The organism is Roseateles sp., from assembly GCF_019237615.1.
Lineage (GTDB): Bacteria > Pseudomonadota > Gammaproteobacteria > Burkholderiales > Burkholderiaceae_C > Pelomonas.
The window spans coordinates 1-24,557 of the sequence record NZ_JAFAGT010000012.1; the positions used below are offsets into that span (position 1 = coordinate 1).

At 67.5% G+C, this 24,557-nt stretch carries 24 protein-coding genes and 1 pseudogene; 22 read left to right on the top strand and 3 right to left on the bottom strand.

The genetic code is table 11. The features are described 5' to 3' along the window. Positions 1-192 precede the first annotated feature (192 nt). The 13 genes and pseudogenes from JOY88_RS23165 to JOY88_RS02030 all read left to right on the top strand — a co-directional run. A pseudogene (locus tag JOY88_RS23165) lies at positions 193-435 on the top strand (reverse transcriptase domain-containing protein); the annotation flags it as partial. Between the two features lie 12 nt (positions 436-447). Next, positions 448-894 (top strand): group II intron maturase-specific domain-containing protein, encoded by a 447-nt coding sequence (locus JOY88_RS01975; RefSeq protein ID WP_524539177.1) that lies wholly within the window; start codon positions 448-450, stop codon positions 892-894. A gap of 102 nt (positions 895-996) precedes the next feature. Beyond that, complete coding sequence (gene gspG / locus JOY88_RS01980; RefSeq protein ID WP_367269779.1) at positions 997-1,494, top strand: type II secretion system major pseudopilin GspG; 498 nt, start codon at positions 997-999, stop codon at positions 1,492-1,494. A 37-nt stretch (positions 1,495-1,531) separates the two neighbouring features. Further along, positions 1,532-1,921: a prepilin-type N-terminal cleavage/methylation domain-containing protein gene (locus tag JOY88_RS01985; protein WP_293499934.1), complete on the top strand. Its 390-nt coding sequence runs from the start codon at positions 1,532-1,534 to the stop codon at positions 1,919-1,921. A gap of 14 nt (positions 1,922-1,935) precedes the next feature. Next, positions 1,936-2,376: a hypothetical protein gene (locus JOY88_RS01990; RefSeq protein ID WP_293499936.1), complete on the top strand. Its 441-nt coding sequence runs from the start codon at positions 1,936-1,938 to the stop codon at positions 2,374-2,376. A 17-nt stretch (positions 2,377-2,393) separates the two neighbouring features. After that, positions 2,394-2,990 (top strand): prepilin-type N-terminal cleavage/methylation domain-containing protein, encoded by a 597-nt coding sequence (locus tag JOY88_RS01995; RefSeq protein ID WP_293499938.1) that lies wholly within the window; start codon positions 2,394-2,396, stop codon positions 2,988-2,990. 56 nt (positions 2,991-3,046) lie between these two features. Next, entirely contained in the window at positions 3,047-4,069 is a 1,023-nt protein-coding gene (locus JOY88_RS02000; protein WP_293499940.1) for a type II secretion system minor pseudopilin, read from the top strand. Beyond that, on the top strand, positions 3,975-5,177 hold the full coding sequence (locus JOY88_RS02005) for a hypothetical protein (protein ID WP_293499942.1): 1,203 nt from the start codon (positions 3,975-3,977) through the stop codon (positions 5,175-5,177). The genes JOY88_RS02000 and JOY88_RS02005 overlap by 95 nt, the downstream gene beginning before the upstream one ends. Continuing rightward, entirely contained in the window at positions 5,174-5,755 is a 582-nt protein-coding gene (locus JOY88_RS02010) for a GspMb/PilO family protein (RefSeq protein WP_293499943.1), read from the top strand. Before JOY88_RS02005 ends, JOY88_RS02010 begins: the two co-directional genes overlap by 4 nt. After that, positions 5,752-6,207, top strand: coding sequence for a hypothetical protein (locus tag JOY88_RS02015; protein WP_293499944.1), 456 nt, complete (start codon positions 5,752-5,754; stop codon positions 6,205-6,207). The genes JOY88_RS02010 and JOY88_RS02015 overlap by 4 nt, the downstream gene beginning before the upstream one ends. 166 nt (positions 6,208-6,373) lie before the next feature. Then, positions 6,374-8,335, top strand: a complete 1,962-nt coding sequence (locus JOY88_RS02020) for a secretin GspD/PilQ domain-containing protein (RefSeq protein WP_293499945.1) — start codon at positions 6,374-6,376, stop codon at positions 8,333-8,335. Positions 8,336-8,339: 4 nt separating this feature from the next. Next, the gene (locus JOY88_RS02025) at positions 8,340-10,007 is read left to right on the top strand and encodes a GspE/PulE family protein (protein ID WP_293499946.1); all 1,668 of its coding nucleotides are present in this window, start codon (positions 8,340-8,342) and stop codon (positions 10,005-10,007) included. After that, positions 10,007-11,221 (top strand): type II secretion system F family protein, encoded by a 1,215-nt coding sequence (locus JOY88_RS02030; RefSeq protein ID WP_293499947.1) that lies wholly within the window; start codon positions 10,007-10,009, stop codon positions 11,219-11,221. The genes JOY88_RS02025 and JOY88_RS02030 overlap by 1 nt, the downstream gene beginning before the upstream one ends. On the opposite strand, the gene JOY88_RS02035 is transcribed toward JOY88_RS02030, so the two are convergent. Genes JOY88_RS02035 through JOY88_RS02045 form a run of 3 tightly spaced genes read right to left on the bottom strand, consistent with a single transcriptional unit; the run spans position 11,198 to position 14,334 of the window. Further along, positions 11,198-12,745, bottom strand: a complete 1,548-nt coding sequence (locus JOY88_RS02035) for a sulfatase-like hydrolase/transferase (protein ID WP_293499949.1) — start codon at positions 12,743-12,745, stop codon at positions 11,198-11,200. The genes JOY88_RS02030 and JOY88_RS02035 overlap by 24 nt on opposite strands. A 6-nt stretch (positions 12,746-12,751) precedes the next feature. Beyond that, a complete protein-coding gene (locus tag JOY88_RS02040; protein WP_293499950.1) occupies positions 12,752-14,131 on the bottom strand; it encodes a class I SAM-dependent methyltransferase in 1,380 nt (459 codons plus the stop codon). Continuing rightward, positions 14,131-14,334 carry a hypothetical protein gene (locus tag JOY88_RS02045; RefSeq protein WP_293499951.1) on the bottom strand — a complete coding sequence of 68 codons (204 nt, stop codon included), beginning with the start codon at positions 14,332-14,334 and terminating at the stop codon, positions 14,131-14,133. Before JOY88_RS02045 ends, JOY88_RS02040 begins: the two co-directional genes overlap by 1 nt. A 139-nt stretch (positions 14,335-14,473) precedes the next feature. Between JOY88_RS02045 and JOY88_RS02050 the strand changes: the two genes are divergently transcribed. The 9 genes from JOY88_RS02050 to JOY88_RS02090 all read left to right on the top strand — a co-directional run bounded on the left by JOY88_RS02050 (position 14,474) and on the right by JOY88_RS02090 (position 24,552). Next, on the top strand, positions 14,474-15,760 hold the full coding sequence (locus JOY88_RS02050; RefSeq protein ID WP_293499953.1) for a flippase: 1,287 nt from the start codon (positions 14,474-14,476) through the stop codon (positions 15,758-15,760). An 82-nt stretch (positions 15,761-15,842) separates the two neighbouring features. Then, entirely contained in the window at positions 15,843-16,772 is a 930-nt protein-coding gene (locus JOY88_RS02055) for a glycosyltransferase (RefSeq protein WP_293499955.1), read from the top strand. Further along, positions 16,769-18,046 carry a hypothetical protein gene (locus JOY88_RS02060; RefSeq protein ID WP_293499957.1) on the top strand — a complete coding sequence of 426 codons (1,278 nt, stop codon included), beginning with the start codon at positions 16,769-16,771 and terminating at the stop codon, positions 18,044-18,046. Before JOY88_RS02055 ends, JOY88_RS02060 begins: the two co-directional genes overlap by 4 nt. Positions 18,047-18,060: 14 nt before the next feature. Next, on the top strand, positions 18,061-19,320 hold the full coding sequence (locus JOY88_RS02065; RefSeq protein WP_293499959.1) for an oligosaccharide flippase family protein: 1,260 nt from the start codon (positions 18,061-18,063) through the stop codon (positions 19,318-19,320). An 11-nt stretch (positions 19,321-19,331) separates the two neighbouring features. Then, on the top strand, positions 19,332-20,531 hold the full coding sequence (locus tag JOY88_RS02070; protein ID WP_293499961.1) for a glycosyltransferase: 1,200 nt from the start codon (positions 19,332-19,334) through the stop codon (positions 20,529-20,531). Positions 20,532-20,592: 61 nt separating this feature from the next. After that, positions 20,593-21,411: a 2OG-Fe(II) oxygenase gene (locus JOY88_RS02075; RefSeq protein ID WP_293499963.1), complete on the top strand. Its 819-nt coding sequence runs from the start codon at positions 20,593-20,595 to the stop codon at positions 21,409-21,411. Continuing rightward, the gene (locus tag JOY88_RS02080; RefSeq protein ID WP_293499965.1) at positions 21,408-22,448 is read left to right on the top strand and encodes a glycosyltransferase; all 1,041 of its coding nucleotides are present in this window, start codon (positions 21,408-21,410) and stop codon (positions 22,446-22,448) included. Before JOY88_RS02075 ends, JOY88_RS02080 begins: the two co-directional genes overlap by 4 nt. Beyond that, on the top strand, positions 22,445-23,683 hold the full coding sequence (locus JOY88_RS02085) for a glycosyltransferase family 4 protein (protein ID WP_293499967.1): 1,239 nt from the start codon (positions 22,445-22,447) through the stop codon (positions 23,681-23,683). The genes JOY88_RS02080 and JOY88_RS02085 overlap by 4 nt, the downstream gene beginning before the upstream one ends. Beyond that, positions 23,680-24,552 (top strand): dTDP-4-dehydrorhamnose reductase family protein, encoded by an 873-nt coding sequence (locus JOY88_RS02090; RefSeq protein ID WP_293499969.1) that lies wholly within the window; start codon positions 23,680-23,682, stop codon positions 24,550-24,552. Before JOY88_RS02085 ends, JOY88_RS02090 begins: the two co-directional genes overlap by 4 nt. Positions 24,553-24,557: the final 5 nt, after the last annotated feature.

Consider the following 24,557-nt stretch of genomic DNA (forward strand, 5'->3'; position numbering starts at 1 on the left):
AGCTTGTCGAGCGCCTGCTGCTGCTGGCCGAGCGCATGAGCCCCAAGCAACTGGCCACTTCCAAGCGCGCGCCCAAGGCGGCACAAGCCAGGGGCTATGTCGAAGGCTCCATTGCTCGCTCCCATGTCTCCACCGCCCGTGTGCTCAAACTAGCCCTCGGGAAAAGACCTTGAAAGGGATGGCTCTCAGGGCACGCCGCAAGGCGGGCCGCTGTCGCCGCTGCTGTCGAACATCCTGTTGACCGTTCTGGACCGCGAACTGGAGCGGCGCGGACTGGACTTCTGCCGGTACGCGGACGACTGCAACATCTATGTGTCGAGCGAGCGGGCGGGGCTACGCATCATGGCCGGGATGACGAAGTTCCGGTGGGAACAACTGAAGCCCACCGTGAATGCGGCCAAAAGCGCGGTTGCGCGGCCCTGGGAGCGCAAGTTCCTGGGCTACAGCGTGACCGCGCACAAGGAGACCCGTCTGAGGATCGCACCGGAAAGCCTTGCACACCTGCGGGCACGGGTCACAGACCTGTGTCTGAAAGGGCGCGGGCAACGACTGGAGCGGACCATCGAGCAGCTCCGACCGGTCCTGCGGGGTTGGATGAACTACTTCCAGCACACGCAGGGACGACGCGCACTCGAAGAGCTGGACATATGGGTGAGGCGCCGGATGCGTGTCATTGCCTGGAGACAGTGGAAGCGCCCAGGCACACGGGCATCGCGCTTGCGCGCGCTCGGCTTGGACGCGCACCGCGCGTGGAAGTCGAGCGTCAATGGGCGCGGGCCGTGGTGGAACGCCGGGGCTAAACACATGGTGGCCGCAATGCCGCCGAAGCACCTCGCCAACATGGGGCTGGTCTCGCTGGTGGCCCTCCACCAGCAACTCCAGTGTCGTACTTGAGCCGCCGGATGCGGACCCGCACGTCCGGTGGTGTGAGCGGGCTGAGGGGGCACCCCTCACCCGACTCGATCCGGCGCAACTTAGGGGGGTGTGTTGCCTACAATGCCGGCTGCCCTGAAAGTCAAAGACTGGAATATGCCTCTGTCAAGCGATCGACCCTTCCTGATGCGCCGGGCTGCCGGCTTCACCCTGCTTGAAATGCTGGTGGTGCTGGTCATCATTGGCCTGCTGGCCGGCCTGGTTGGCCCGCGCCTGTTCTCCAAGGTGGATCAGTCCAAGGTCACGACGACCACCACCCAGGTCAAGATGCTTCGTGGCGCTGTGGAGAGTCTTAGGCTGGACATAGGCCGCTACCCCACGCCCGAGGAGGGGCTGAGCCTGCTGTCCAAAGCGCCGGCCGATGCCGCGCTGGCGGCGCGTTGGCGCGGCCCGTATCTCGATGGCGCCTTGCCCGAGGATCCTTGGGGTCATCCCTATCAATATGCCGTGCCGGGTGCTGATGGCCAGCCATTTGCGCTGTATTCCTTTGGTGCCGATGGCAAACGTGGTGGCAGTGGCGATGCGGCCGATATTGGTGTCCTCCCGGCCAGCCAGCCCTGATGCCGCGCTGAGCGTTGGGGCTTTCCGATCCCATCCCATGCCGCGGCAACATCAGCGCGGTTTTACGCTGCTCGAACTGTTGGTGGTGCTGGCCCTGATTGGCCTCGTTGCCGGCGTCTCGCTGCCCGCCGCGGGGCGTTGGCTGGATGCGGTGCGCGAGCGCGGCTGGCGGCAGGAGTTGCACGCCTCCCTGACGGCACTGCCGTTGGCGGCGTTCCGACAGGGCCGCCCGACGCGGCTTGAGGCCAAGGACGTGCGGGCCCTTGTCGCCGACATGCCGGCAGACTTGGCCGTGGAGCTCAGTGCGCCGCTGATCTACAGCGCGCGCGGCCTGGCCGAGCCGGCCGAAGTGCGCCTGCGCGATGCCCAGGGCCGCGTCAGCGTCTGGCGCATCGAGGCGGGCACGGGGCGGGTCATTGCGCCATGAGGCTGACTCGGCATGTGCGCGCTGCGCGCGGGTTTGGCCTACTGGAGGCGCTGGTTGCACTGGTGCTGCTGGCCGGCACGGGGGCGGCGTTGTTTGCCTGGATCGGCCAGAACACCCGCGACGCGTCCCGGCTGGAAGAGGCGCGGGCGCGTGCTGCGCTGCGGCTCCAGGCGCTGGCGCTGCTGGAGTCCGTCAACCCGCAGGTCGATCCGCAGGGCGAGCGCGCCATTGCCGGGTTGCAGTTGCGTTGGACGTCAGAGCAGACCGAGCTGCGGCGTCCGAGTGTGCCGACGCAGGCGATGGAGCCTTTGCGTTGGAAGGTGGCGCTCTACCGCGTGAAAGCTCATGCCCGACAGGTGGCGACGGGGGCCAGCGTGGATTTCGAGGTGATGCTGCCGGGCCTGGAGGATCTGGCCAAGGCCAGTGCGACCAGTCCCGCGGTGGCTGGGCCATGACGCGAGGGGGGCTTGGCTTGCAGCGGGGTTTCACGCTGCTGGAGACGCTGGTCACGCTGGTGTTGGTGGCGCTGGTTGCGGGTGTGCTGTTCGAGGCGCTCTACCAGCTGGGTCGGCTCGAACAGCGCCTTGGCAACGGACAGTTGATGGCGCAGACCTCGCGTTTGCGCGAGATCTGGCTGCAGGAGACGCTGGAAGGGATGCAGGCCGGCGCCAAGGATTCATCCGAGCGCTTCCGGGGGGGCGCGCGCGAACTACAGGGGCTTAGTAGCTTGGCGCCCCGGGCGCTGGCTGACGGCCCGCAACTCGTCGAACTGCGACTGCGCCGCGCGCCTGACCGGGACGAGACTGAGTTGCTGCTCGGTTTTCCGGCGCTCGACCCCGCGGCCGCGTCTGCGCTGGTGTTGTTGCACTGGCCTGGGGACCGGGGGCGGTGGCTATACCTGGACGAGGCGGGCGAATGGCAACAGACCTGGCCGCCGGCGCTGGGCGCTGCCCCGGCGCTGCCCAGGGCGATTGCGTTGGACCGTGGCGACGATCTCGTCGTGCTGGCGACCTTGGCGGCGCCAGGCGAAGCCCTGGGGCGGCGGCTGGACAAGGACCGGCTGCCATGAGGGCGGGCGTGAGGCCGGTCATGAGGTGCGGTGGTCGCCGTGGCGAGCGTGGGTATGTGCTGCTGTTCGTGACGGTGTCGCTGGCGGTGATTGCGCTGGTGGCGGCCCGGTTTGCGTTGCGCATCGAGGCATTGCGAGAGCAGGCGGCGAGTCTGCAGGGCTATGCGGAAGCCAGGGTGGCGGCTGTGAGTGCGCGATCGATGGCCCTCTATTGGCTGAGCACAAGGCCGATTGGGCTGGCCAGTGCGGGGTTTCTGGATGAGGCGCCGTTGGTGCTGGACGGCCGGCCCTACGGTCTGTCCGGTGGCGTGCAGGTGCAGGTGCAGGATGCTCGCGGCCTGCTGTCCGCCAATGCGCCGGATCATGCGGCCTGGACGAACGCGCTGCGTTCGGCCGGCGCTTCGCCGGACGATGCGGCGGCCATGATCGACGTGCTGGAGGACTACACCGACATCGACAACCTGCGCCGCCTCAACGGGGCCGAGGCGGCTGACTACCTGGCGCTGGGCCTGCAGCCGCCGCGCAACGATTGGCTGCTGTCGGTGGATGAGGTTGAGCGAATGCTGGTGTGGCGCAGGCTACCGGACGTGCGCCAACGCATGAAACCCTGGCTGAGTGTGCGCCGGGACCCGCTCTTCAATCCCAATACCGCGCCGCTGGAGCTGCTCCAGGCGATCTGGCCCCAGGTCGGCGCCGACCAATGGACCCTGTTTCAGACGCTGCGTCGTCAGGGGCCGTTTGCCGATGCCGCCGCGGCTACCGCGGCGACTGGCATCCCTTTCACGGCGGCCGAGAACCTGTTGTTCCATGCAAGTAATGCGGTCCGAATCACGGTGCGCGCGCCCGGTCTTCCGCAGGCCCTTGAGTACAATGTGCTGCTTATGCCGGCGGGGAATTACGCGCCGTGGTGGATTCACGAAATCCGCTTTTCCCAAAGCCTCGTGCCGGTCGCGGGGCAGCCCGAAAACGGCTCCGAACGTATAGATGCCTTCGCCACTGCTGTCAGCACTGCAACGCCGTTTCCGACTCCCAGCCGGGCCGTCGCTGTCCCCGGAAAAGGCACCCAGCCTGCGCCGTGAAGGCCCCAGCGTTCCCGACGGTCTGCGCATCGGGCGTTCGGCTGCCTGGATCGTGGCTCGCAGTGTCTCCCGCTATCGATGCATTGACCTCGCCGGCGTGCCGACGGCGGATCGCGTCAGTGCCTTGCGTGCGCAACTGACGGCCTGGCAGCCGTTTCCCGCCAGCGACTATCTCATCGACATGAATGGCGGGCAGGCCCAGGTGTTCGCGTTGAGCCGGGAGGCGCGTGAGAGCCTGCCCCAGGCTCGGGCACTCTGGCCGGAAACGCTGCTGCATCCGGTGGGTGATGACGGCCTGAGATTGGTTGCCTGCCTGGAGGGCGTCGAAGGCCAGTGCTGGCGCGCCGGCGTGCTGCACAGCAGCCGCTGGTGGGCGGCCCGGCCAGTGGATGCCGAGTGGCAAGACTTTGCGAGGCAGGCACAGGCCGAATGCATGTCGGTGCCGGAGGTGCAGGAGCTGCCCTGGCAGCGTCCGCGGCGTGCGCTGGCTACGCTGGATGGGCTCCAGCAGCGTTTGCAAGGTCAGGAGCGGCTGATTGGCGGGGCGCTGGCAGTGGCGCTCGCGGGAGGCTCGGCCGTGGTGGCACATGGGGCCTGGGATGCGTTCCAGGCGCGGGATTCGGGGCAAGCCGAACTGCAGGCGGTCAGGGATGACGTGGCGCCGGTGCTAGCAGCACGTGACCGGGCGCTGGCAGACGCCGATCGCGCCGCGGCCCTCGTGCGCCAATTGCAGGCACCATCGCCGCTCGAGGTGCTGGGCCAACTGAATCAGTTGTTGCCGCCGGCAGGGCGGCTCAAGGAATTCGAGCTTCGCGCGGGCTTGGTCAAGCTGGGGTTGGACCTGCCGCCCGACGTGACCCGGGCGAAGCTGGTCGGGGACCTGGAGGCGGGAGGCTGGTTCACGCAGGTCGCCGAGGTGAAGGATGGCGCCGGCCGTGGGGGTGTCGTGCTCGAAATGAAGCTCAGCGGGCCTCGGCCTCCTGATCGCGCCGGCATGGATGCCGGCCTCACGCGCTCCGCCGGCGATGTGCCGGCAGGCCCTCCGTCGATCGACCTGGGCCTGCTCCCCGGGGCGGCAGGCTCCGCACCGCGCGGGGGCAAGCCTTGAGCCCGCTGCTGACGGCCTGGCGACAGGCCCGCGAGGAGTGGCGCGCCAATGCGCGCTTGCGCATTGGCGTCGTCGCCGTCGTGGCGGTGTTGTGGCTGTGGGGCCTGTTGGTGTTGCAGGATCAGGCGGCCGAGTGGCGTGTGGAAACCGATGTCGCTCAACAGGAGCTGCTGCGGATCAAGCCGCTGCGCGCGGCGACGCAATGGACACAGCGTGCCGATGACGCCCGCAAGCATCTGGAGGCCGCGCAGTCCATGGTGTGGTCTGCCTCCAGCCAGGGTCTGCTGGAGGCCGACCTGCAGGACATCCTGCGCCAGTGGTGCGAGAAGGCAGGTCTGCCCGTGCGAGAGCTTGCATTGGGCGCGCCAGGTGAATCGGGCCTCCCCGGGGTCTCGGTGCTGAGGGTGCGCCTGACGGTGGACTTCAACCGGCTGGCCCTGATGGGCCTGCTGTCGGAAATCAATCACTCGCCCAAGCTGATGATGGTCGAATCGCTGCACATCAAGTCGCAGGCTCAGCCGGCGCGGGCCGAACTGGAGATCAAGGTCTTGTTCAGGCCAGAGGAGCGCAAGCCTTGATCGCCGCCTGGTTTGCTGATGGGCGCCGTTTCGGCCTGACTGTCCTGACCGCCGTTGGTGTGGGCTGGCTCGCCGCCCCCCCTGCGCCGGACGTGCCTGCCGTGGTGCAGGTCCGCAGCGATGCCTGGGCACTGCCTGCGTTGCCCAGGCCGAGCGATCAGGTCACGCTGGCGGCGCAGCTTGCCGGTGCGCCGATGTGGGGGCCGGATGAGCTCAAGAAGGCCGCCGAGGCGCCGCCCGAGGACTTGCGCTGGCGTCTGGCGGGTTTGTACGGCAAGGGGCGCCAAGGTGGTGTGCTGGTGCTGTTCGAAGACCCGCAGAAGCTGCCCCAGCGCCTGAAGGTGGGCGACAAGCTACCCGATGGGCAGGTGATCGAAGCCATCGAAGGCAATCAAGTCGCCGTGCGCGACAAGAAGAAGCGCTCCCTGATTGGAGTCGAATCCCGTGAATAGAGTCCCTTTTCCCATTACGCCGCGTGTCGCGCTGGTCACCGCGTTGGCCGGCTTGTTGACGGCTTGCACAACCGTGCCGGAGCCCAGCATCCCGCCCAGTCTGCCTTTGCCAGCGTCTGCCCAGGCGGCCTCTGCCGCGGAGGCCGGCGCGGGGCGGGCAGGGGAGTTGACGGTCACGCCACTGCCGCAGCCGCCCATCAAGCCGCCGTCGGCCAAGAGCCTGCAGCGCGACGCACAGGATCGGGCCCAGAAGGAAACGGCAGCAGCCAATGAGGAGATTGCCGCCATCAACCTCCAGCAGGTGCCCCTGGGGACCTTCGTGCAGGTGGTGTTTGCCGAGATCCTGAAGCGCAATGTCAATGTGGACGCTGCCGTGCTGGCCCGCAAGGACCTCGTGACGTTCCGCAGCGGCACGGCCCAGCCGGCCGTGCAGATGCAGCAGGCGGCCACGCTGCTGCTCAAGAGCTACGGTATTGCCGTGGTGGACGTGGGCGGGCTGGTGCGTGTGCTGCCCGACAACGCGCAGCTGGGCAACCTGCCGGAGATCCGCCGCACGGATGCGGCGCCGACGTCGCCGTTGCCGCTGCGCCCGGTCTTCTACCTGATCGAGTTGCAGGCCGTGCGGCAGACCGACGTGGCCGGCTGGCTCAAGACGCTCTTCGGCGGGCGGGTGCAGGTGCAGGAGGACATCGGCAGGAATGCGTTGTTGCTGAGTGGCACGCCCGATAACGTCGAGGCCGCCCTCGAGGCCTTGCGCGTGCTGGACCAGCCGTTGATGGCCGGCCGCAAGAGCGTGGCGCTCTCGCCCGCGTATTGGTCGGCGGACGACTTGGCGCGCCGCCTCAACGAGGTGTTGACGGCACAGGGCTATGCCGTGGCGCCGCTGGGCCAGCTGGGGCAGCAGGGCGGTATCCGCTATCCGGTGGTGCTGCTGCCGGTGTCGGGCGTGAACCAGGTCTACGTCTTTGCCGGCTCCGACGAGGTGCTCCAGCACGTCACCACCTGGGCACGCACGCTGGACCGCCCCAACGAGCGCGGCATCGGCAAGAACTATTTCACCTACCAGGTGAAGCACAAGGACGCGGCCGAGCTCGCCAAGACGCTGGAGCAACTGCTGTCGGGCAACCGCCTCAAGAGTGGCGGAGCCGCCGCCACGGGCGCTGCCGCCGGCGCGGCGGCAGCCGGTTCAGGCCAGTCGTCACGGCCGACGTCGGTTGTCGTGGACCAGGCCTCGAACATGCTGATCTTCCAAGTCGATGCGGACGAGTACTCGCAGATCGGTGCGTTGCTGCAGACGCTGGACCGCCCGGCCAAGGCGGCGCTGATCGAGGTGACCGTGGCGGAGCTGTCCCTGACGGACACCAGCCAGCTCGGTGTCGAATGGCTGGCTACAAAGTTGTTGTCCAGCGGGGCGACCGTGATCGGCGGCACGGCGGGCGGGTTGTCCATCGGCTCCGGGGGCGCGACCTTCCGCGTGCTTGACACGGTCGGCGGCGTTCGCGCCACTTTGAATGCACTCGCGTCCAACAACCAGGCCACCATCCTGTCCAGCCCGCGAATACAGGCCCGCAATGGCGAGATGGCCACCATGCAGGTCGGCCAGGAGGTGCCCATCATCACCAGCCAGCTCAACACCGGCCAGCTGGCTTCGGCGACGGGCAGTGGGGGCAATCAGGTGCTGCAGACCGTGCAATACCGTACGACCGGCGTGATCCTGAGAGTCAAGCCCGTGATCCATTCTGGCGACCAGATTGATCTGGAGGTGCAGCAGGAGGTGAGCGCCGCGGCCCAGACCAATACGGGCGTCAACACGTCGCCCACCTTCAGCACGCGCAAGCTGGAGACCAAGCTCACGCTGAAGAACGGCTCGACCGTGCTGATGGGCGGCCTGATCTCCAATGATGGCTCCGAGGGCTCGGCAGGCATCCCCCTGCTCAAGGACATTCCGGTTGTCGGCAACCTCTTCAAGACGCAGACAAAGACCGGGACGCGCCGCGAGCTGGTGGTGCTGATCACGCCCTACATCCTGAGCGACAACCATGACGCGGAGAGCGTGACCGACGCCTTCCGCCGCATGCTCGGCCCCTGGGCGCAGCCTGTGGGCACGCCCGTCAAATCGGGCAACTGACACCATGGCCAAGCTCGGTGAGTTGCTGGCGGCGGCGGGGCTCGTCAAGCCGGCCGATGTGGAGGCCGGCTTGCGCGTGCAGGAGGCCCAGGGCGGCCGACTGGGCGATATCCTGGTACGCCTGGGCGCCGTCTCGACCCAGGCCTTGTATGGCGTGCTGGCCGAGCAGCTGGGCAGTCCCCTGTTGGATGCGGCGCAGCTCGACGAGGAGGCCATCAGGCTGACACTGGGCCAGACGCGGCCAGGCATGGACTGGTGGCTGGATCGCGGTGTGCTGCTCTGGGCCGAGCCAGATGCGCTGTGCGCTGCTAGCGCCGACCCGCTGGATGTGGACGTCCGCGAAGCCATTGCCGACGAGCCGCATGTGGCCCAGGTGCGCTGGCACCTCCTGCTGCCCGCCGATGCAGAAAGCGCCGCAGCGCGCCTGCGCGCGCATGCCGCGCCCGCCGGCCTCGATGCGCGCACGCTGCGGGAGCTGGCCGAGGACGCCCCCGTGGTGGCCTTCGTCAACAACACGCTGGCCCAGGCCTTGGAGGCGCGCGCGTCGGACGTGCACGTGGAGCCGGGCGAGCGGGAGTGCGTGCTGCGCTTCCGCGTCGACGGCGTGCTGCAGACTCGCAGCACGCTCTCCATGGACCGATATCCGGCGATCGCCTCGCGCATGAAGCTGATCGGCGGGCTGGACATCGCCGAGCGCCGCCTGCCGCAGGACGGACGCATCTCCACGCGAGTGGCCGGCCGCGAGATCGATATCCGCATCTCCTCCATCCCGGCCGTGCATGGCGAATCGCTGGTGCTGCGGCTGCTGCCCAAGGAACGTGGCGACGTCGGCATGCACCGCATCGGCATGGAGGCCGACCATCGCGCGCTGTTCGAGCAGTGGCTGCAATGGCCCAACGGTCTGGTGCTGGTGACCGGCCCGACCGGCTCGGGCAAGAGCACGACGCTGTACTCGGCCCTCGCACACATCAACGACGGCGTACGCAAGCTCATCACGGTGGAGGATCCGGTCGAGCTGCGCCTGCCGGGGCTGGTGCAGATCCAGACCCAGGCCGAGATCGGCTACACCTTCGCCCGCGCGCTGCGTTCCATCCTGCGGCACGACCCGGACGTCATCATGGTCGGCGAAATCCGCGATCGCGAAACGGCAGAGATTGCCATGCAGGCGGCCTTGACGGGCCACCTGGTGCTGGCCACGGTGCACACCAACGACGCGCTCTCCGCCGTCAACCGCCTGGTGGACATGGGCCTGGAGCCCTACCTCGTCGCCGCGGCGCTGCGTGCCGTCATGGCGCAGCGCTTGGTGCGGCGACTGTGTCCGGCCTGCAATCACCCGCACGCGGACGATCAACCGCTTCAGCAGCGTTGGGACGAGTTGCGCCCGCGCCTGACAGGCCTGCCCGACCTGCCGGCCCGCCCGGGCTGGCGCGCGGCGACCGGCTGCGCGCAGTGCGGCGAGACCGGCTATCGCGGCCGCGTTGGCGTGTATGAACTCGTGACCATCTCGACTGCCATGCAGCATGAGATTGCGCAGGGGGCACCGATGGAGCGGCTGGTCGCTTTGGCGCAGGCTGCCGGGCGGCGCACCATGGTCGAGGATGGCTTGATCAAGGTGGCTGCCGGCCTGACCACCTTCGATGAAGTGCTGCGCGCGGCCAGCGCCTCCGACTGATGCAGACCTTCACCTATCGTGCCCTGGACGTCGGCGGTCGCGCGCTAAGCGGTCAGGTGACCGCGCGTGACGAAGCTCAGGCAGCCCGTGAGCTGCTGCGCCAAGGCCTGCGATTGACGGAGCTGGTGCCGGTCGTCGCGACCGCAGTCCAGGCCACGCCGGCACTCAGGCGCCGGACCCGCATCGGCAGTGCTGATCAGGTGGTGGTGTTGAGCGAGCTGTCGACACTGGTCAAGGCGGGCGTGCCACTGGATGAGGCGCTGCTGTCCATGTCCCAGGGGCATGCGGCCTCAGCGATGGGGGCCGCCCTGCAACGCGCCCTGCTGGCGGTGCGCGCGGGACAGTCGGTTCACGACGGATTGGTGGCCAGCGGCCTGGCCTTGCCAGAGCATCTGTTGACCCTCGTCAAGGTGGGCGAAGCGAGCGGCCAGCTCGCTGCGTCGCTGGCAGCCGCAGCGGCTCAGCTCGAGAGCAGCCGACGTTCGCTGCAGGAGCTCCGCAACGCGCTGATCTACCCGGTCGTGCTGGTGGGGGCGGGCTTGCTCGCCGTGCTGATCATCTTCATTGGCGTGATCCCCCGATTTGCACCGCTGCTGCGCAGCAGTCGCGCCGAGGTGCCCGAGTTCTCGCAGTGGGTGATCGGGTCGGCACTGTTCCTGAAGACCCATCTGCTGGCCGTGGGCCTCACGGGCGCCGGCGTGATGATGCTGGTGGTGGTGGTGTTCAGCCGCGCCACGTTCCGGCAGGCAATGATGGATGCCCTCGCGCGTGCGCCGGCCGTCGGGCCCTGGCTGCGCGATGCCGAGGTGGGGCGCTGGGCCTCGCTGATGGGCACGATGCTGGCGAGCCGTGTGCCGCTGCTGCAGGCGCTGCAGCTGTCGCGCGGCACGATCCGCCTGACGGACTTCGGCGTGCTGATTGCGTCCGCGGCGCGGGAGCTGGAGCAGGGCCGCAGTCTGCACGAGTGCCTGCGCCATTCGCACTGGATTCCGGCGTCGCGGCTGAATCTGATCCGGGTCGGCGAGCGTGCGGGCACGCTCGACGCCATGCTCTCGTCACTGGGCGAGATCCAGAGCCACAGTGCGAGTCAGAAGCAGAAGCAGGCCCTGACGCTGATCGAGCCGGTTGCCATCCTGCTGATCGGTGCGGTGATCGGTGTGCTGATGGTCTCCGTGATGATGGCCATCACGTCAATGAACGCCGGAGCTGTCTGAGGCAGCGCGAAACGGGGTGATCGGGTCGCCGCCGCGCGATCGGAAGAAGGTCGCCACGTCGGCGGGTGTCTGGATGCGGCGCTCTACCAGCGCAGGTACCAAGTCGCGCACGGCAGTGGTGCTGATGGGCTGGTCCAGGGTGGCGGGGCTGGTTGCATCACTGAACCAGACGATGAAGGGCACGTGCTGGTCAGCTGTCTTGCCGGCACGGCCGGCGCCTGGTCCGCGCTGCTGCTCGTAGATGGCCGACCAAAGCTCCTTCTCACGCAGCCAGTGATCTGACGTGATGACCATGGCTGATGCGGGGCCGGCCTTCAGTACGGCGGCGCGCAACTCACTGAGCAGCCGCGTCATCTCAACCAGGTTGGCGCGGTAGTCCTCGACCAGGGTGTTGGGGGTGGCGCCCGCCACAGCGATGGGCGGGTGCGGTACGTTCAGGTGGAGCCAGACCACGGTGTTGCCCGGGTCCTGCGCGACTTCGAGCGCGGCCTCTTGCAGGCGGGCATAGGTGCCGCTCCATTGGCGCAGGAAGTCGGTGTACGGGTTGTCGAAATCACGCTGTTGCTTGAAGGCGCGAGCCAGTGAGGTGCGCCATCCGGGGAAGAACCTCACCGGCTCCGCATGGCAGCGGCGCGGTGCCGGTATCACCGCACAGTAGTCGTGATAGAAGCCGACAACCGCGTAGCTGTGGCCGCGCGCCTGCAGGTCGCTGAACAGGCTGGATGCTCCGGCATCGAACCGCGTCCCGTTGGCAGCCACCAGGTAGCCTGCGCCACCTCGGTCGACGGGGCCGAAGCGCCGCCCCGTCATCATGCCGGGCACCGAACTCAGCGTACTGGGCCCGGCCGGCATGGCTTGGGTGGCGACAAAGCTCTGGCCGAGGAGTTCGTGGAATGAGGGCGTCCCGAAGAGGCCTTCGCGGGCTGAGATCTCCTGGTCCCATTCATCGAGGATCACGACGAGAGTCCGGCGCACGCCGGCTTCGACTGAGTGAGGCGCTGGCGCGGGGGCAAGGGCTGGGAGATGGCCGAAGGCAATCCGCGCCAGATAACCCGGCATGCCGGGCTGCAGCAGGTACATCGCGACCAGCGCGAGCCCACTGGCCGTGGCGACTCGCCACTGGGAGGCGACCTCGGCGCGCCAGACCAACCAGCCGGCGGTCACCAAGCAAGTGAGTAGAAGCCCGGCCTTCAGCGCAAAGCCCAACGACAAGGCCGCCGCCAGCGGGCGGCGCAGGATCTGGAAGAGGGCAACGAACAGCAAGGCCAGTAGCAGGGCCCGGGTGGCGCCGGCAAGCCAGCGAGGCCGGTCGGGTTGGTCCAGGGTGCCGCCGGCGATTGCAGCCAGGGCAAGCAAGATGGCCAAGGCGCCACCATCGCGCAGGAAGAGGGCGGGCTCGAAGGCGACGTACACGGCCGACGGGCTCTGCAGCAGGCTGTCGCCCAGTGCGGCACTGGCCAGTGCGATCAGGGTCAGCGTTGCATAGCGAGCCGCTTGCGTGGCGATGCGCAGGAGGGCTGCCATGTCGGGTCAGCGCCGCAGCAGTTGCAGCAGGGTGCGGTGCGAGGAGATGGTCGTCTCGCTCTGCAAGCCGAACCAAGGCGCCGCAGCGTCCAGCAGATTCTCTCTGCTCCAGTCCTGGTAGAGCGCAGCATTGGCGCCTGCGATCTCGACGAATCGCGGGTCGTCACGCGGGACGAACTCCAGCAACAGCATGCCGCTACAGCAGTCGGCGAGGGACTCGAACAACTGCACCAGCGGCACGCGCTCCGTCACGGCGAGGTGATGGATGACGGCCAGCATCAGCACGAGATCGAAGCGCCCTTCCAGGCGGGCCGGCAGGGAGAGTGTTTCCGCCAGGCGCCAGCCGGTGGCCGGCGTGGGGCGTGCGAAGTTGGCGTGCAGGCACTGGATAGACGTGTTCTGGCCGCGCAGGCCGCGGTGCAATTCGTCCAGCGCGTTGATGTCGTCGTCCAGGGCCAGCACCTGGGCGCCCGCACGTGCGGCGAGCAGCGAGAACTCGCCGCTGTTGGCTCCAATATCCAGCACACGCCGTGGCGCGAGCCGATCTACCAGGGCTTGGACCGCCCCGCGTTTGGCGTTCAGCTCGGCATCGGCGTAGTGGTCGCGATTGCCGGTGTAGGCGCTCCACGTCGACACCGCGGTGCCGCCCCGCCCCAGCCGCTGCACAAAAGCACGCAGGTTGCCGATCAACCAGGGCGTGCCGTCGGCCGCCGGGCGGCGTGCGTCGGGCTGCCCGCTGCCGGGCTTGGCGGTGTTGCTAGCAATGCGTCGGCGCTCCAGCCGGGCCGGCAGCCGAACGTGCAACCACATGGCCAGGCCGAACTGCGAGTGCCATGGAATGAAGGGCGCGAGTTCAGCGGCTCTGAGGCCGTCACGGTGCGCCAGGAAGATGTCGCGGGGCGTGCGGCCTTGCTCGGCGATGGCAAGCAGAGGCAGCACGAAGTGCCGCACGAATTGGCCATAGGCCAGCCACCCCGGCGTGTCGTCGGGTGTGCGTTTCTGCAGGGACAGCAGGTCGCAGAGCACCGGCCGCGTGCCATCGAACAGCACGTTGTTCGCCGCGGCATCCTTCAACGTCCAGCCAGCCACCCACGCGCGCGCCTGCACGTCCAGCGTGAGCAGGGCCGCGTCCAACAGCATGGCCGGCGTCCACTCGAAGGGGTAGCTGGGAATTTCAATGCGCGGGTGCTCGATGAGCAGGCCGCCATCGGGCGACGGGGCGACCTGGCTTGCGGGGATCAGCAGCCCGTCGCGCACGAGCTCGGCATACAGCGGCGAGGCAAGCAGCACCTCGGTGGCCTCGCGGGCCGCCGGGTGGACGATGCGACGAACTTGCCGGCCGTCGTCTTCCAGTTGGCCGGCCGGGTCGCGAAAACTCCGGCGCATCAGGAGCGGTCGCGTTTGAAGCGTCGCTTGATCGCCAGCCAGATCTGCTTGGGGTTGCGCAGGTAGTAGAGAACCCCGATGGCCCCAGCAATCAGGCCCTGGATCAACAGATGCGCGGAGCCGCCATCGATGTAGGCGTGCGCATGGCCCGTTGTGGCTGCGAACACGAGCAGGACCAGCAGGGCTTGACGAAGAACGACCATGGAGAGTGCTAAGAAAGCGCGCCGACAGCGCTGGTTCACTGGGCGAGATGTTAACAGCGGGGCGTCTGCAGAGCGTCGGCCCATCCAGCCCTAGACTTTTGGCCCCGCGCATCTTCCGCATCTCCGGGTGGTCCTGGCCTTGAAACTCGCCCGACATACCTTCTTCAACCTGCTTGGCCTTGGCGCCCCGCTGCTGGTGGCGCTGTTCTCGATCCCCGTCCTGATGGCGGGCCTAGGTGCCGATCGATTCGGTCTGCTGACGCTCGTGTGGGCGGTGACGAGCTACTTCGGGTTGTTTGACCTTGGCCTCGGGCGTGCACTCACGCAACAACTGGCCATCGTGCTCGACCGTGGCGACGACGGCCTCGTGGGTCGGCTGAGCGCCACGGCCCTTGCCCTGATGGCTATGTTGGGCCTGGTGGCGGGCTCCGCGATGGCCCTGGTGGCACCTTGGGGTGTCGACTTGATCCGGGCGCTACCCGACCGTACCGAAGCCATCGCCGCCTGCTGGGTCATGGGGCTGGCCGTGCCATTCATCGTCGTCACGGCAGGCCTGCGCGGCATGCTGGAGGCTTGTCATGCCTTCGAGGTGTTGAACTATGTGCGCCTGCCCACCGGCATCTGGACGTTCGCCGGCCCTTGGCTGGTACTGCGCTGGGTGGGGCCAGACCTGCTCGCGATCACGATCGCCCTTGCCGCGGGACGCGTGGTGGGTGCCCTGGCGCACGCCTGGCTCGCATGGCGTGCCTTGCCACAGTTGCGGGGGCGGCTTCGCTGGGGGCGCGAGTGGCTGCGGCCCCTGGTGGTTTCAGGCAGCTGGATGACAGTCGGCAATGTGGTCGGCCCACTGATGGGCTACGTGGACCGATTCGTCATCGGTGCGACGGTGTCGGCGGCCGCAGTGGCCTACTACGTGACACCGCTGGAGGTCGTTACCAAGCTCTGGATCATCCCCGGCGCGCTGACCTCGGTGCTTTTCCCCATGTTTGCTGCACAGGCAGCTCGCGAGGACGAGCAAGCGCGGCAGCTCTTCTGGCGAGCGGTCGGCATCCTGTTCGCGGTGTTGCTGCCTATCACCTCAGCGTTGGCCCTATTTGCCCGACCTTTGCTCGGCTGGTGGCTTGGCCCCGATCTGGCAGGCCATGGCGCGCCGCTGTTGCAGGTGTTCGCTGTGGGCATCCTCATCAACTGTCTGGCGCATGTGCCCTACACCTGGTTGCAGGCCGCTGGGCATTCGCGAGCGCCTGCGCTGTTGCATTGCGTGGAGCTGCCGTTGTTCGTTTCTGCGCTGTGGTTGCTGACGCAGCAATGGGGGGCGAAAGGCGCCGCCTGGGCCTGGCTGCTGCGCATCGGCATCGACGCCGTGGTCCTCTTCTGGCTGTGCGAGCCCGTGCGGCGAGCCAGGGCGGCGGCGCGTAGCGAGTGAATACAATGTCGCCCTCGTTCATTGATCGCCTGAGTCGCGATCCCATCTCTGAGGCGTGAGGCGCCTTGCGAGCAGCCCTTACATGCCCCAGCCCCTCGTCAGCATCGTCACGTCGGTCTTCAACCAGGCGGAATACCTGGAGGCGACCATGCTCAGCGTGCTGCATCAGGACTATGCCGCGCTGGAGTACATCGTCATCGATGACGGGTCGACGGACGACTCCCTGGTGGTCGCTCGGCAGGTGGCCGACCGGTTCCCGGGGCGGGTCACCGTCCTGACTCAAGCCAACGCGGGCCAGGCGTCCAGCCTCAATCGCGGCTGGGCGGTGTCGCAGGGCAGCATCCTCGCCTACCTCAGTTCTGACGACTGTCTCTCGCCGCAGGCCGTGACCTGTATGGTCCGGGCGTTGAACGCACGCCCCGATGTGGTGGTGGTGTATTGCGATTTCGAGCTGATCGACAATCGCGGAACGCCCATCCGGACGGTACGTACCGAGGACTTCGACCTGCGTCGGCTGTGCGTGGACTTGGTCTGCCAGCCCGGCCCCGGGGCGTTTTTTCGCAGGTCTGCTTTTGAAGCCACGGGTGGTTGGCGGGCCGAGCTACGTCAGGTGCCTGACTTCGAGTTCTGGCTGCGGGCGGCCGGGCGCGGGCACTTCCTTCGCGTGGCCGAACCTCTCGCCCAGTACCGCATCCATGACCGTTCGGCATCATTTCGGGCCATGCCTGTAGCCTGTGCCGAGGAGATCTGCGGCGTCATGCGCGATCACTGGCGAACCCGGCCAGGGGGTGAGGCGGATCTGGCGATGGCCAAGTCGCTGTGCATCGCGGCGAAGAACCATGCGCAGGCCGGGCGCCCGCTGCGGGGGGCGGCCCGGCTGATGCAGGCGTTCCGCTTGGCGCCGCGGTTGATGGCATCCGCCCAGAGCTGGCGTCCGTTCCTCTTCGGGCTGGCCTTCCGCTGCTTCGGCATCGTGTCGGTCGTCCGGCGTTTTCGGAGGGCCCAGGGATGACGGCTGCCGCCTTGTCGGTGAAGGCAGCGCCGCGTCATCGGTCGTGGCTGCTGGGCGCGCTGCTTTGGATCTTCGCGCTGGGGCCTTATGCAGCCGGCGAGGGATACGGCTCCTCCGTGGGGCCCCACGTGTTGTTCATCCTGCTGCTGACCGGCTGGGCGTTGAGCGTCGGCTTTGCGCCGGGGCGTTCCTGGCGAATGGCGGCCGCAGCATGTCTTTTGCTGAGTCTGCATTTCCTGGGGTCGCTGTTCAGCACGCCATGTCAGGATCTGGGTGGCAAGTCGATGGGCAGCTTTGTCTTGTTCATCGGAGTGGTCTGGGGATTGGCCGTGCTGGCGCAAGCCGTCGATCTCGATGACCGCCACATCTTAAGCACGCTGGTGGCGCTCTCGGCCGTCGTGACGCTGGCCGTCGTTGTTCACCACATGGTGCTGTTGATGAGCGGCCGCACCACGTATGAGCGAGCCAGTGGCATCTTCCCTGAACCCAGCCACCTCGCGTTGGCACTCACGCCGGCGCTGGTTGCCCTGGGCTTCAGTGGCCGGGGGGGGATCGCAGGGCTTGCGCTGGCGTTCATTGGCCTGCTGCTGCTGCTGTCCAGTTCGTCCACGCTTATCGTGCTGTTGCTGCTCGCCCTGGGCTGCGTGGCGTTTGCCATGGGCCATGCCCGTCGCGTCAAGACCTTGATGACACGGTTGGTGCTGCCGGTCGTGGCGGTGCTGGCCTTGGTGTGGATGTCCCCCTATCGTGACGATGCACTGGCGCGCATAGCCGGCGTGCAGGAGGCGGATGTTGGCTCCAACGCTTCCAGCATCATCTACGTGATGGGCTGGGAGCACGCGCTCGAGAACTTGAATGTAACCGGTGGTTTCGGACTGGGTTTCAATCGCATGGGATGCGAGCCTCGTCCGGTGACGGACACGACTGACATCATCGAGTTGATGGGCCTGGGTGACGCCAACTACAACGATGGTTCGTTCACCATCTCCAAAGTGCTGAGCGAGCTCGGTTGGCTGGGCGCGGCGATGTGGGCGGTCATGCTGATCGTGTTCGTGCGCTTCCTGCGACGGCTGGCGCGAGGTGTGAGGCCCGGGCGGCGTGTCACCGTGGCGCTGCTCGTCGGGATGTGCGCCGTGCTGCTGCTGGGCAGCTTCATTCGCGGCACCGGCTACTTCTCCGGTCCATTTCTGGCCGGGCTTTTCGCGCTCATGTGCCTGCAGCGCGTGCTCGCCGATGAGGCCCCCCTAGCGGCGCCACCGGAGGCCCCATGTTGAGCCGTGGGCGCCTGTTGCGCGACTCCGCCACCAACCTGCTTGGCTTCGGCTTGCCGCTGGTGGCAGCGTTTTTCTGCATTCCCCAGCTCATCCACGGCCTGGGCGCCGACCGCTTTGGTGTGCTGACATTGCTCTGGGCGGTCGCCAGCTATTTGGGCCTGCTGGACCTCGGGTTGGGCAAGGTGGTGACGCAGGAGCTGTCTGCTCCGGCGCCCGGGCGCGCTGCCTTGCCTCGCCCGGTTGTCGTGGGCAATGCCATGCTGCTGCTCGGGATGCTGAGTCTGCTGATCATTGCCATCGCCGGTGTACTGCTGGTGGGCGCTGGTTTTCAAGCCCAGCCCCTACCCTGGAAGCGGGACGCGCTCTGGGCGGGCGCCGTCATGTTGCTCGGCGTTCCGGCCCTGGTGCTGTCCAACGGCTTCAAGGGCATCCTGGAGGCCGATGGGCACTTCTCCATGGTCAATGCCGTGCGAGTGCCGATCGGCATCTGGACGTTTGCGGCACCCCTGGCCGTGTGCGTCTTCTTCGGGCCATCGCTGGTGGGCATCTCTCTGGTGCTGGTGCTGGGGCGCGTCGTCAACCTCCTGGCCTACATGGTGACCTCCGGTGAATCCTGCTCGCCGCGCGCCTGGCTGGCGCAGCGTGACCGCCAGGTGCTCAAGGGTCTGGCCACGACCGGCGGTTGGATGTCGCTGAGCAGCCTGTTGAGTGCCTTCATGGGCTATGTGGACCGCTTCGTGCTGGCCTATGTGGCCACGCCGGCCATCGTGGCGTATTACGCCGTGTCGCAGGAGATTGTGACCAAGCTCTGGATCTTTCCTACTAGTGTCGTGACGGCCACCTTTCCCTCCATGGTGAAGGCGCACGCTGAAGGCGTTGCGGCGCGCCGGGTGCTATGGCGCTCGGCGGTGCTCGTCTTGCTGCTCGTCGTGCCGATCTGCGCTGTGCTGGGGGTCTGGGCGCGCCCCATCCTCGCCCTGTGGGTGGGTGACGAGTTTGCGGCCGCCTCCCACCAGGTGTTGTCTATCCTGTGCGTGGGCATGGTGTTTGGCGGTGCCGCGGCCGTGCCCTTCACGGCCCTGCATGCCATGCGTAGGCAGAAGGTTGCGGCGCAGATCCATGCGGCCGAGTTCCCCGTCTTCCTGGTGTTGATCGTCGTGTTGTCCAGCCAACTGGGTGCGGTGGGAGCGGCCATGGCCTGGGCGCTGCGCTGCGCGATCGATTTTTGTCTCATGACGTTCTGGTGCGAACGAGCGTTGATGGGCAAGGCATGAGTGCCGCTGTGATGAATCCTCCCTCGACAAGTTCCTGCCTGCTCTCCATCGTCATTCCCACGCGCAACCGCTTCGAGTGCGCGAGTGCCTGCATTGCGGCGGCGCGGATGGCGGCGCCGCAGGCGCAGATCGTGATCGCGGACTCCAGCGATGGCGGCGAACTTGAGCAGCACGTCGCCGGCCTGCTTCAGGAGACCGGCAGCATCGACTACCGGCGCAGCCCGCGCGACGCCAACGTTGTCGAGAATTTCGAGTTCGCGCTGACGCACTGTGTGGGTGAGTACGTCATCTTCGTCGGGGATGACGACCTCGTCGGTCCGCAGATCGAAGACGTCGCCGCTTGGGCGCATCGCGCCGGCATCGACGCGGTCGTGCCCTACGGCAACCGTTTCGGCGTGGCGTACTACTGGCCCGGTGTGGATTCCAAGTACTTCGGCGACGCCTACAGTGGCAAGGTGTTCGTCTGGTCCGCCAGTGGCCACAGCCGCGCGGTCGACCCCATGGTCGAACTGCGCCATGCCGAGCAGCATGTCGGCCGTGGACTGGCGCTGCTGCCCCGTATCTACCATGGCCTGGTGCGCCGCGCGACGCTGATGGAGGTGAAGGCGCGCTTTGGCGCGCTGTTCGGTGGCGTGAGTCCCGACATCTACAGCGCCATCCTGATCGCCAAGGTCGCGCGGCGAGTGGTGCACCTTGATTTCCCCTTCTTCATTCCGGGCGCTTCGCCGCGCAGTGAGGCGGGGTCGGGGGCGGCGCGCACCGACCGTGTCTCCTTTGATGACAGTCCATATCTGAATCGTTTCAAGGGCCTGCGCTGGAACCCGCTGGTGCCGCGCTTTTTCTCGCCCTATACCGTCTGGGGCTACTCCATGGTGGAGGGCATGCAGGCGGCGGGCCTGCCGGTCACGGCGCTGACGTATGCGCGCATCCATGTGCGTTGCCTGGCCTATTGCTTCAGCTATAGGCAGGACATCTTCGCCGCGGTGTCTCAGGCCCGCGACCGCTTCGGTGTCGGGCGTGTCGCGTTCGCGATGGGCCTCGCCGTATTGGAGGAACTGCGCCACACCGTCCGGCGGGTGCTGCCGCGCTTGCTGGCGCCCCGAGCCGGTGGTTGGGCTCGCCGTTACGGCGGCGTTGACGATTCAGTGGCGGCATTGCGCTTGGTCACGTCTCTTGTGAAGCCGTTTCGCACGCCCGAGGGCGGGGGCTGATCGGGCCGGCTGGCGTCGTGCAGGCCGTGCTTGCCAGGGCGCGATGAGACAATGCGAAGCTATGAAGGAACAACTGGTCGAACTCATCGTCGCCCGTCTGTCGGCTGACTGTGAAGCGCTGAAGAAGGTTTTCGAGGCCTCCAAGAACGAAGTCGGAGTGCGTTACTGCGCAGTCGACGACCTCCTGCCGCAGGAACTTGCAGAGCGCATCCACCGTGCCTTCCCTCAGCCCTCGGCCATGCGCCTCATGGAGAGCTTCCGTGAGTGCAAGTACACGTCCAAGAGCTTCGATCAGTTCGATCCGCTGATGGCCGACATCACCTTTGCCGTGCAGGATCCTCGGGTCGTCGAGGTCGTCGAGAAGATCACGGGCATCCGCGAGCAGATCCCCGATGGCAGCCTGTACGCGGGCGGCCTGAGCGCCATGGTGAAGGGCCATCACCTTGGTCCGCACATCGACAACTCTCACGAGGCCTCGCGCCGCCATTACCGTACGCTCAACCTGCTGTACTACGTGACCCCGGGATGGTCGCTCGAGAACGGCGGTAACCTGGAACTGTGGGACGAGCGCGTGCGCAGGAACGTCACCATCGTCAGCCGCTTCAACCGGCTGGCCATCATGGAGACTACGCCTACATCTTGGCACTCGGTCAGCCCGGTGGTCGCGGACGGCACGCGCTGTTGCGTGTCCAACTATTACTTCTCGCCGCGCTCGCCGACGGGGCAGGATTATTTCAACGTGACGTCGTTCAGTGCCCGCCCAGGGCAGCCGCTGTTGCGCTTGCTGGCGCGCGTGGACAACGGCCTGCGCCGAGGCATTCGCGCTATCGTGCCGCAGGGGGTGGGCAAAAAGGACGTCTACGAAGGCCGCAAGCCGTGACGAAGCAGGCCGGGCGCCTGCTGCTGTACGCGCCCAATGTCCACACCGGTGGCGGTTTGGTGCTGCTGCAGTCGCTGCTGGCTGCGTGGCCAGTCGGGCGGTCGCTGGTGGCCTGGTTGGACGCGCGCGCGCAGGCCGTCTTGAGTCCGCCGACCAGTGCGAAGGTTCACTGGGTGCGGGCCACGCCGGGGGCGCGGCTGGGCGCGGAGTTCGCGCTGCGAGCGAGTGGCACGATGCGAGACCGGCTGCTGTGCTTCCATGGACTGCCGCCACTACTGCCCAACGCGGCGCCGATCTGGCTGTTCCAGCAGAACCGCAACTATCTTGGGCAAGTGCCGTTGGCGGCCTTCGGCTGGAAGACGCGGCAGCGACTGCGCTTCGAGCAAGCCATCAGCCGTTGGCTGCGGCACCGCGTGGCCCGCTACTGGGTGCAGACGCCGTCCATGGCGCGTGCCGTACAGGCCTGGTACGGGCTGACGCCGGCCGACATCCGCGTACTGCCTTTCGCGCCACCAGCCCCGCCACCTGCGGTGCCGGCTGTCCCACGCTGGGACTTTGTCTATGTGGCCGATGGCGAGGCGCACAAAAACCATCGGCTGCTGGTGGAGGCCTGGCGACTGCTGGCTGAGCAGGGCCTGCGCCCGTCTCTGGCGCTAACGCTGTCGACACGCGACACCGCGTTGGCTGATTGGGTACAGGCCCAGGCGCAAGCCCATGGCTTGGCCATCATCAACCTGGGCCCGCTGCCGCATGCTGAGGTGCTGGCGCTTTACGCGCAGGCGCGCGCGCTGGTGTTCCCTTCTCGTGGTGAGTCCTTCGGCCTGCCGCTGATCGAGGCTCGTCAGGCCGGCCTGCCCATCCTGGCCGGCGAGATGGACTTTGTGCGCGATGTCTGCACGCCGGTGCAGGCCTTCGACGTGCGCTCCGCCGTGTCCATCGCACGCGCCGTGCGCCGCTTCCTGGACACGCCGGAGCCGCCGCTGCAGCCGGCGCTGGCGTCGGACTTCCTGCAGGCCCTGTTTGACCCCGCCGCATGAAGGTGTTGCTGCTGAGCCAGCATTTTTGGCCCGAGTCCTTCCGTATTAACGAGGTGGCGCAGTCGCTCTCCGAGCAGGGCTGCGAGGTCACCGTGCTGACCGGCAAACCCAACTACCCGGACGGGAACCTCTTCCCCGGCTATCGCTTGGGCGGCGTGCAGCGCGAGCGGCACGCAGGTTTCGAGATCGTGCGCGTGCCGTTGTTGCCTCGCGGTGAGGGCGGCGCCAGGAAGCTGGTGCTGAACTACCTGTCCTTCCTGCTCTGCGCATCGCTGCAGGGCCCTTGGGCGCTGCGCGGCCGGCGTTTCGACGCCATCTTCGTCTATGGCACTAGCCCCATCCTGCAGGCCATCGCGGCTATCGTGCTGAAGTGGGTCAAGGGCGCGGCGCTGGTGGTGTGGGTGCAAGACCTTTGGCCCGACAGCCTGGAGATCACCGGCTTCGTGAAGAGCCGGCGGCTGCTGGCGACCGTGGCCGCGGTGGTGCGCTGGATCTACCGCCGCAGCGACCTGCTGCTGGTGCAGTCGCCCGCCTTCGTGGCGCCGGTACAGGCCATGGCCGGCCACACGCCTGTGCGGGTGCATGAGAACCCCGGTGACCGCGCGCGGCCTGGCACGGGCGAGCCCACGGCGTTGCGGCTGGACCCCGCGCGGTTCAACATCGTATTCGCCGGCAACCTGGGCACGGTGCAGTCGCTGGATTGCGTGTTGGACGCGGCCGAGCGCCTGGGGCCACAGAGCGGGATGCAGTGGGTGCTGGTGGGCAGCGGCGCGCGCTACGCCTGGCTGGCCGAACAGGTGGCTCGGCGCGGGCTCACGCAAGTCACGCTGGCCGGCCGGCTGCCGCCGCAGCAGATGCCGGCGGTGTTCGCGCAGGCGGATGCGCTGCTGGTCAGCCTGACCGGCGGGCCGGCGTTGAGCCGTACCGTTCCAAGCAAAATACAGGCTTACTTGGCGGCCGGCCGACCCATCCTCGCTTCCATGGACGGCGAAGGCGCTCGCGTCGTGCAAGCCGCCGGTGCGGGCCTGGCCTGTGCCGCCGAAGACGCCCAGGCGCTGGCCGCCGCGGCTCGGGCATTGCAAGCCATGCCGGCCGCACAGCGGCAGCGCATGGGTGAGGCTGGACTGAACTTTTACGCGGAACACTACGAGCCGGATCGGCTGGCCCAGGTCCTGGTAGAACATTTGAAGGGCGCCGTTGCGGCGCGCAACAGGCAAGAAGAGAAGGTGCAATGAGTAGCAACAAGCAACGCCTGCTGGTTCTCGGAGCCAGCGGCATGCTGGGCAACGCGGTGCTGCGCGTGTTCGCCGCCGATCCGGCCTACGAGGTGTTCGGCTCGGTGCGCAGCGCTGGCGTCATCGCGACGCTTCAGGCCAAGGCGCCTGCGGCGCAGTTCGTTGCCGGGGCGGACGTCGAGAGCCTGGACAGCCTGACGCGTCTATTTGCGCAGGTTCGACCGAGCTTGGTGGTCAATTGCATCGGCATCGTCAAGCAACTGGCCGAGGCGGACGACCCGTTGACGGCCATCCCGATCAACGCGCTGCTGCCTCACCGGCTGGCCCGGCTGGCCCAGGTGGCCGGCGCGCGGCTCATCCATGTCAGCACCGACTGCGTCTTCACTGGCGCCCAGGGCGGCTATGTGGAGACGGACCCATCCGACGCGCAGGACCTGTATGGCCGCAGCAAGCTGATGGGCGAGGTGGACTACGACAACGCCGTCACGCTGCGCACGTCCATCATCGGCCACGAGTTGGCCAGCGCGCATGGCCTGGTGGGCTGGTTCCTGTCTCAGCCCGGGCCGGTGCGCGGCTTCACGAGGGCTGTGTTCTCGGGCCTGCCTACCGTGGAGCTGGCGCGGGTGATGAAGGACTTCGTCGCACCCCATCCCGCGCTGCGCGGCACCTGGCATGTGTCGGCCGACGCCATCGACAAGTACAACCTGCTCAAGCTCGTGGCCGCGGAGTACGGCCGCAGCAACGACATCACGCCCGATGACAAGCTGGTCATCGATCGCTCCCTCGACTCCAGCCGTTTCCGGGCCGCCACGGGCTATGCGCCGCGGGCCTGGCCCGAGCTTGTGCGCCGCATGCGCACCTTTGGCTGACACTC

What these genes read in the sequence shown, in the direction of transcription:
- gspG (WP_367269779.1), top strand. Translation starts at nt 997, where the DNA reads ATGCCGGCTGCCCTGAAAGTCAAAGACTGGAATATGCCTCTGTCAAGC.
- JOY88_RS02035 (WP_293499949.1), bottom strand. Translation starts at nt 12,745, where the DNA reads ATGGCAGCCCTCCTGCGCATCGCCACGCAAGCGGCTCGCTATGCAACG.
- JOY88_RS01985 (WP_293499934.1), top strand. Translation starts at nt 1,532, where the DNA reads ATGCCGCGGCAACATCAGCGCGGTTTTACGCTGCTCGAACTGTTGGTG.
- JOY88_RS02040 (WP_293499950.1), bottom strand. Translation starts at nt 14,131, where the DNA reads ATGCGCCGGAGTTTTCGCGACCCGGCCGGCCAACTGGAAGACGACGGC.
- JOY88_RS02090 (WP_293499969.1), top strand. Translation starts at nt 23,680, where the DNA reads ATGAGTAGCAACAAGCAACGCCTGCTGGTTCTCGGAGCCAGCGGCATG.
- JOY88_RS02085 (WP_293499967.1), top strand. Translation starts at nt 22,445, where the DNA reads ATGAAGGTGTTGCTGCTGAGCCAGCATTTTTGGCCCGAGTCCTTCCGT.
- JOY88_RS02005 (WP_293499942.1), top strand. Translation starts at nt 3,975, where the DNA reads ATGCCTTCGCCACTGCTGTCAGCACTGCAACGCCGTTTCCGACTCCCA.
- JOY88_RS02075 (WP_293499963.1), top strand. Translation starts at nt 20,593, where the DNA reads ATGAAGGAACAACTGGTCGAACTCATCGTCGCCCGTCTGTCGGCTGAC.
- JOY88_RS02055 (WP_293499955.1), top strand. Translation starts at nt 15,843, where the DNA reads ATGCCCCAGCCCCTCGTCAGCATCGTCACGTCGGTCTTCAACCAGGCG.
- JOY88_RS02030 (WP_293499947.1), top strand. Translation starts at nt 10,007, where the DNA reads ATGCAGACCTTCACCTATCGTGCCCTGGACGTCGGCGGTCGCGCGCTA.
- JOY88_RS02045 (WP_293499951.1), bottom strand. Translation starts at nt 14,334, where the DNA reads ATGGTCGTTCTTCGTCAAGCCCTGCTGGTCCTGCTCGTGTTCGCAGCC.
- JOY88_RS02025 (WP_293499946.1), top strand. Translation starts at nt 8,340, where the DNA reads ATGGCCAAGCTCGGTGAGTTGCTGGCGGCGGCGGGGCTCGTCAAGCCG.
- JOY88_RS02070 (WP_293499961.1), top strand. Translation starts at nt 19,332, where the DNA reads ATGAATCCTCCCTCGACAAGTTCCTGCCTGCTCTCCATCGTCATTCCC.
- JOY88_RS02060 (WP_293499957.1), top strand. Translation starts at nt 16,769, where the DNA reads ATGACGGCTGCCGCCTTGTCGGTGAAGGCAGCGCCGCGTCATCGGTCG.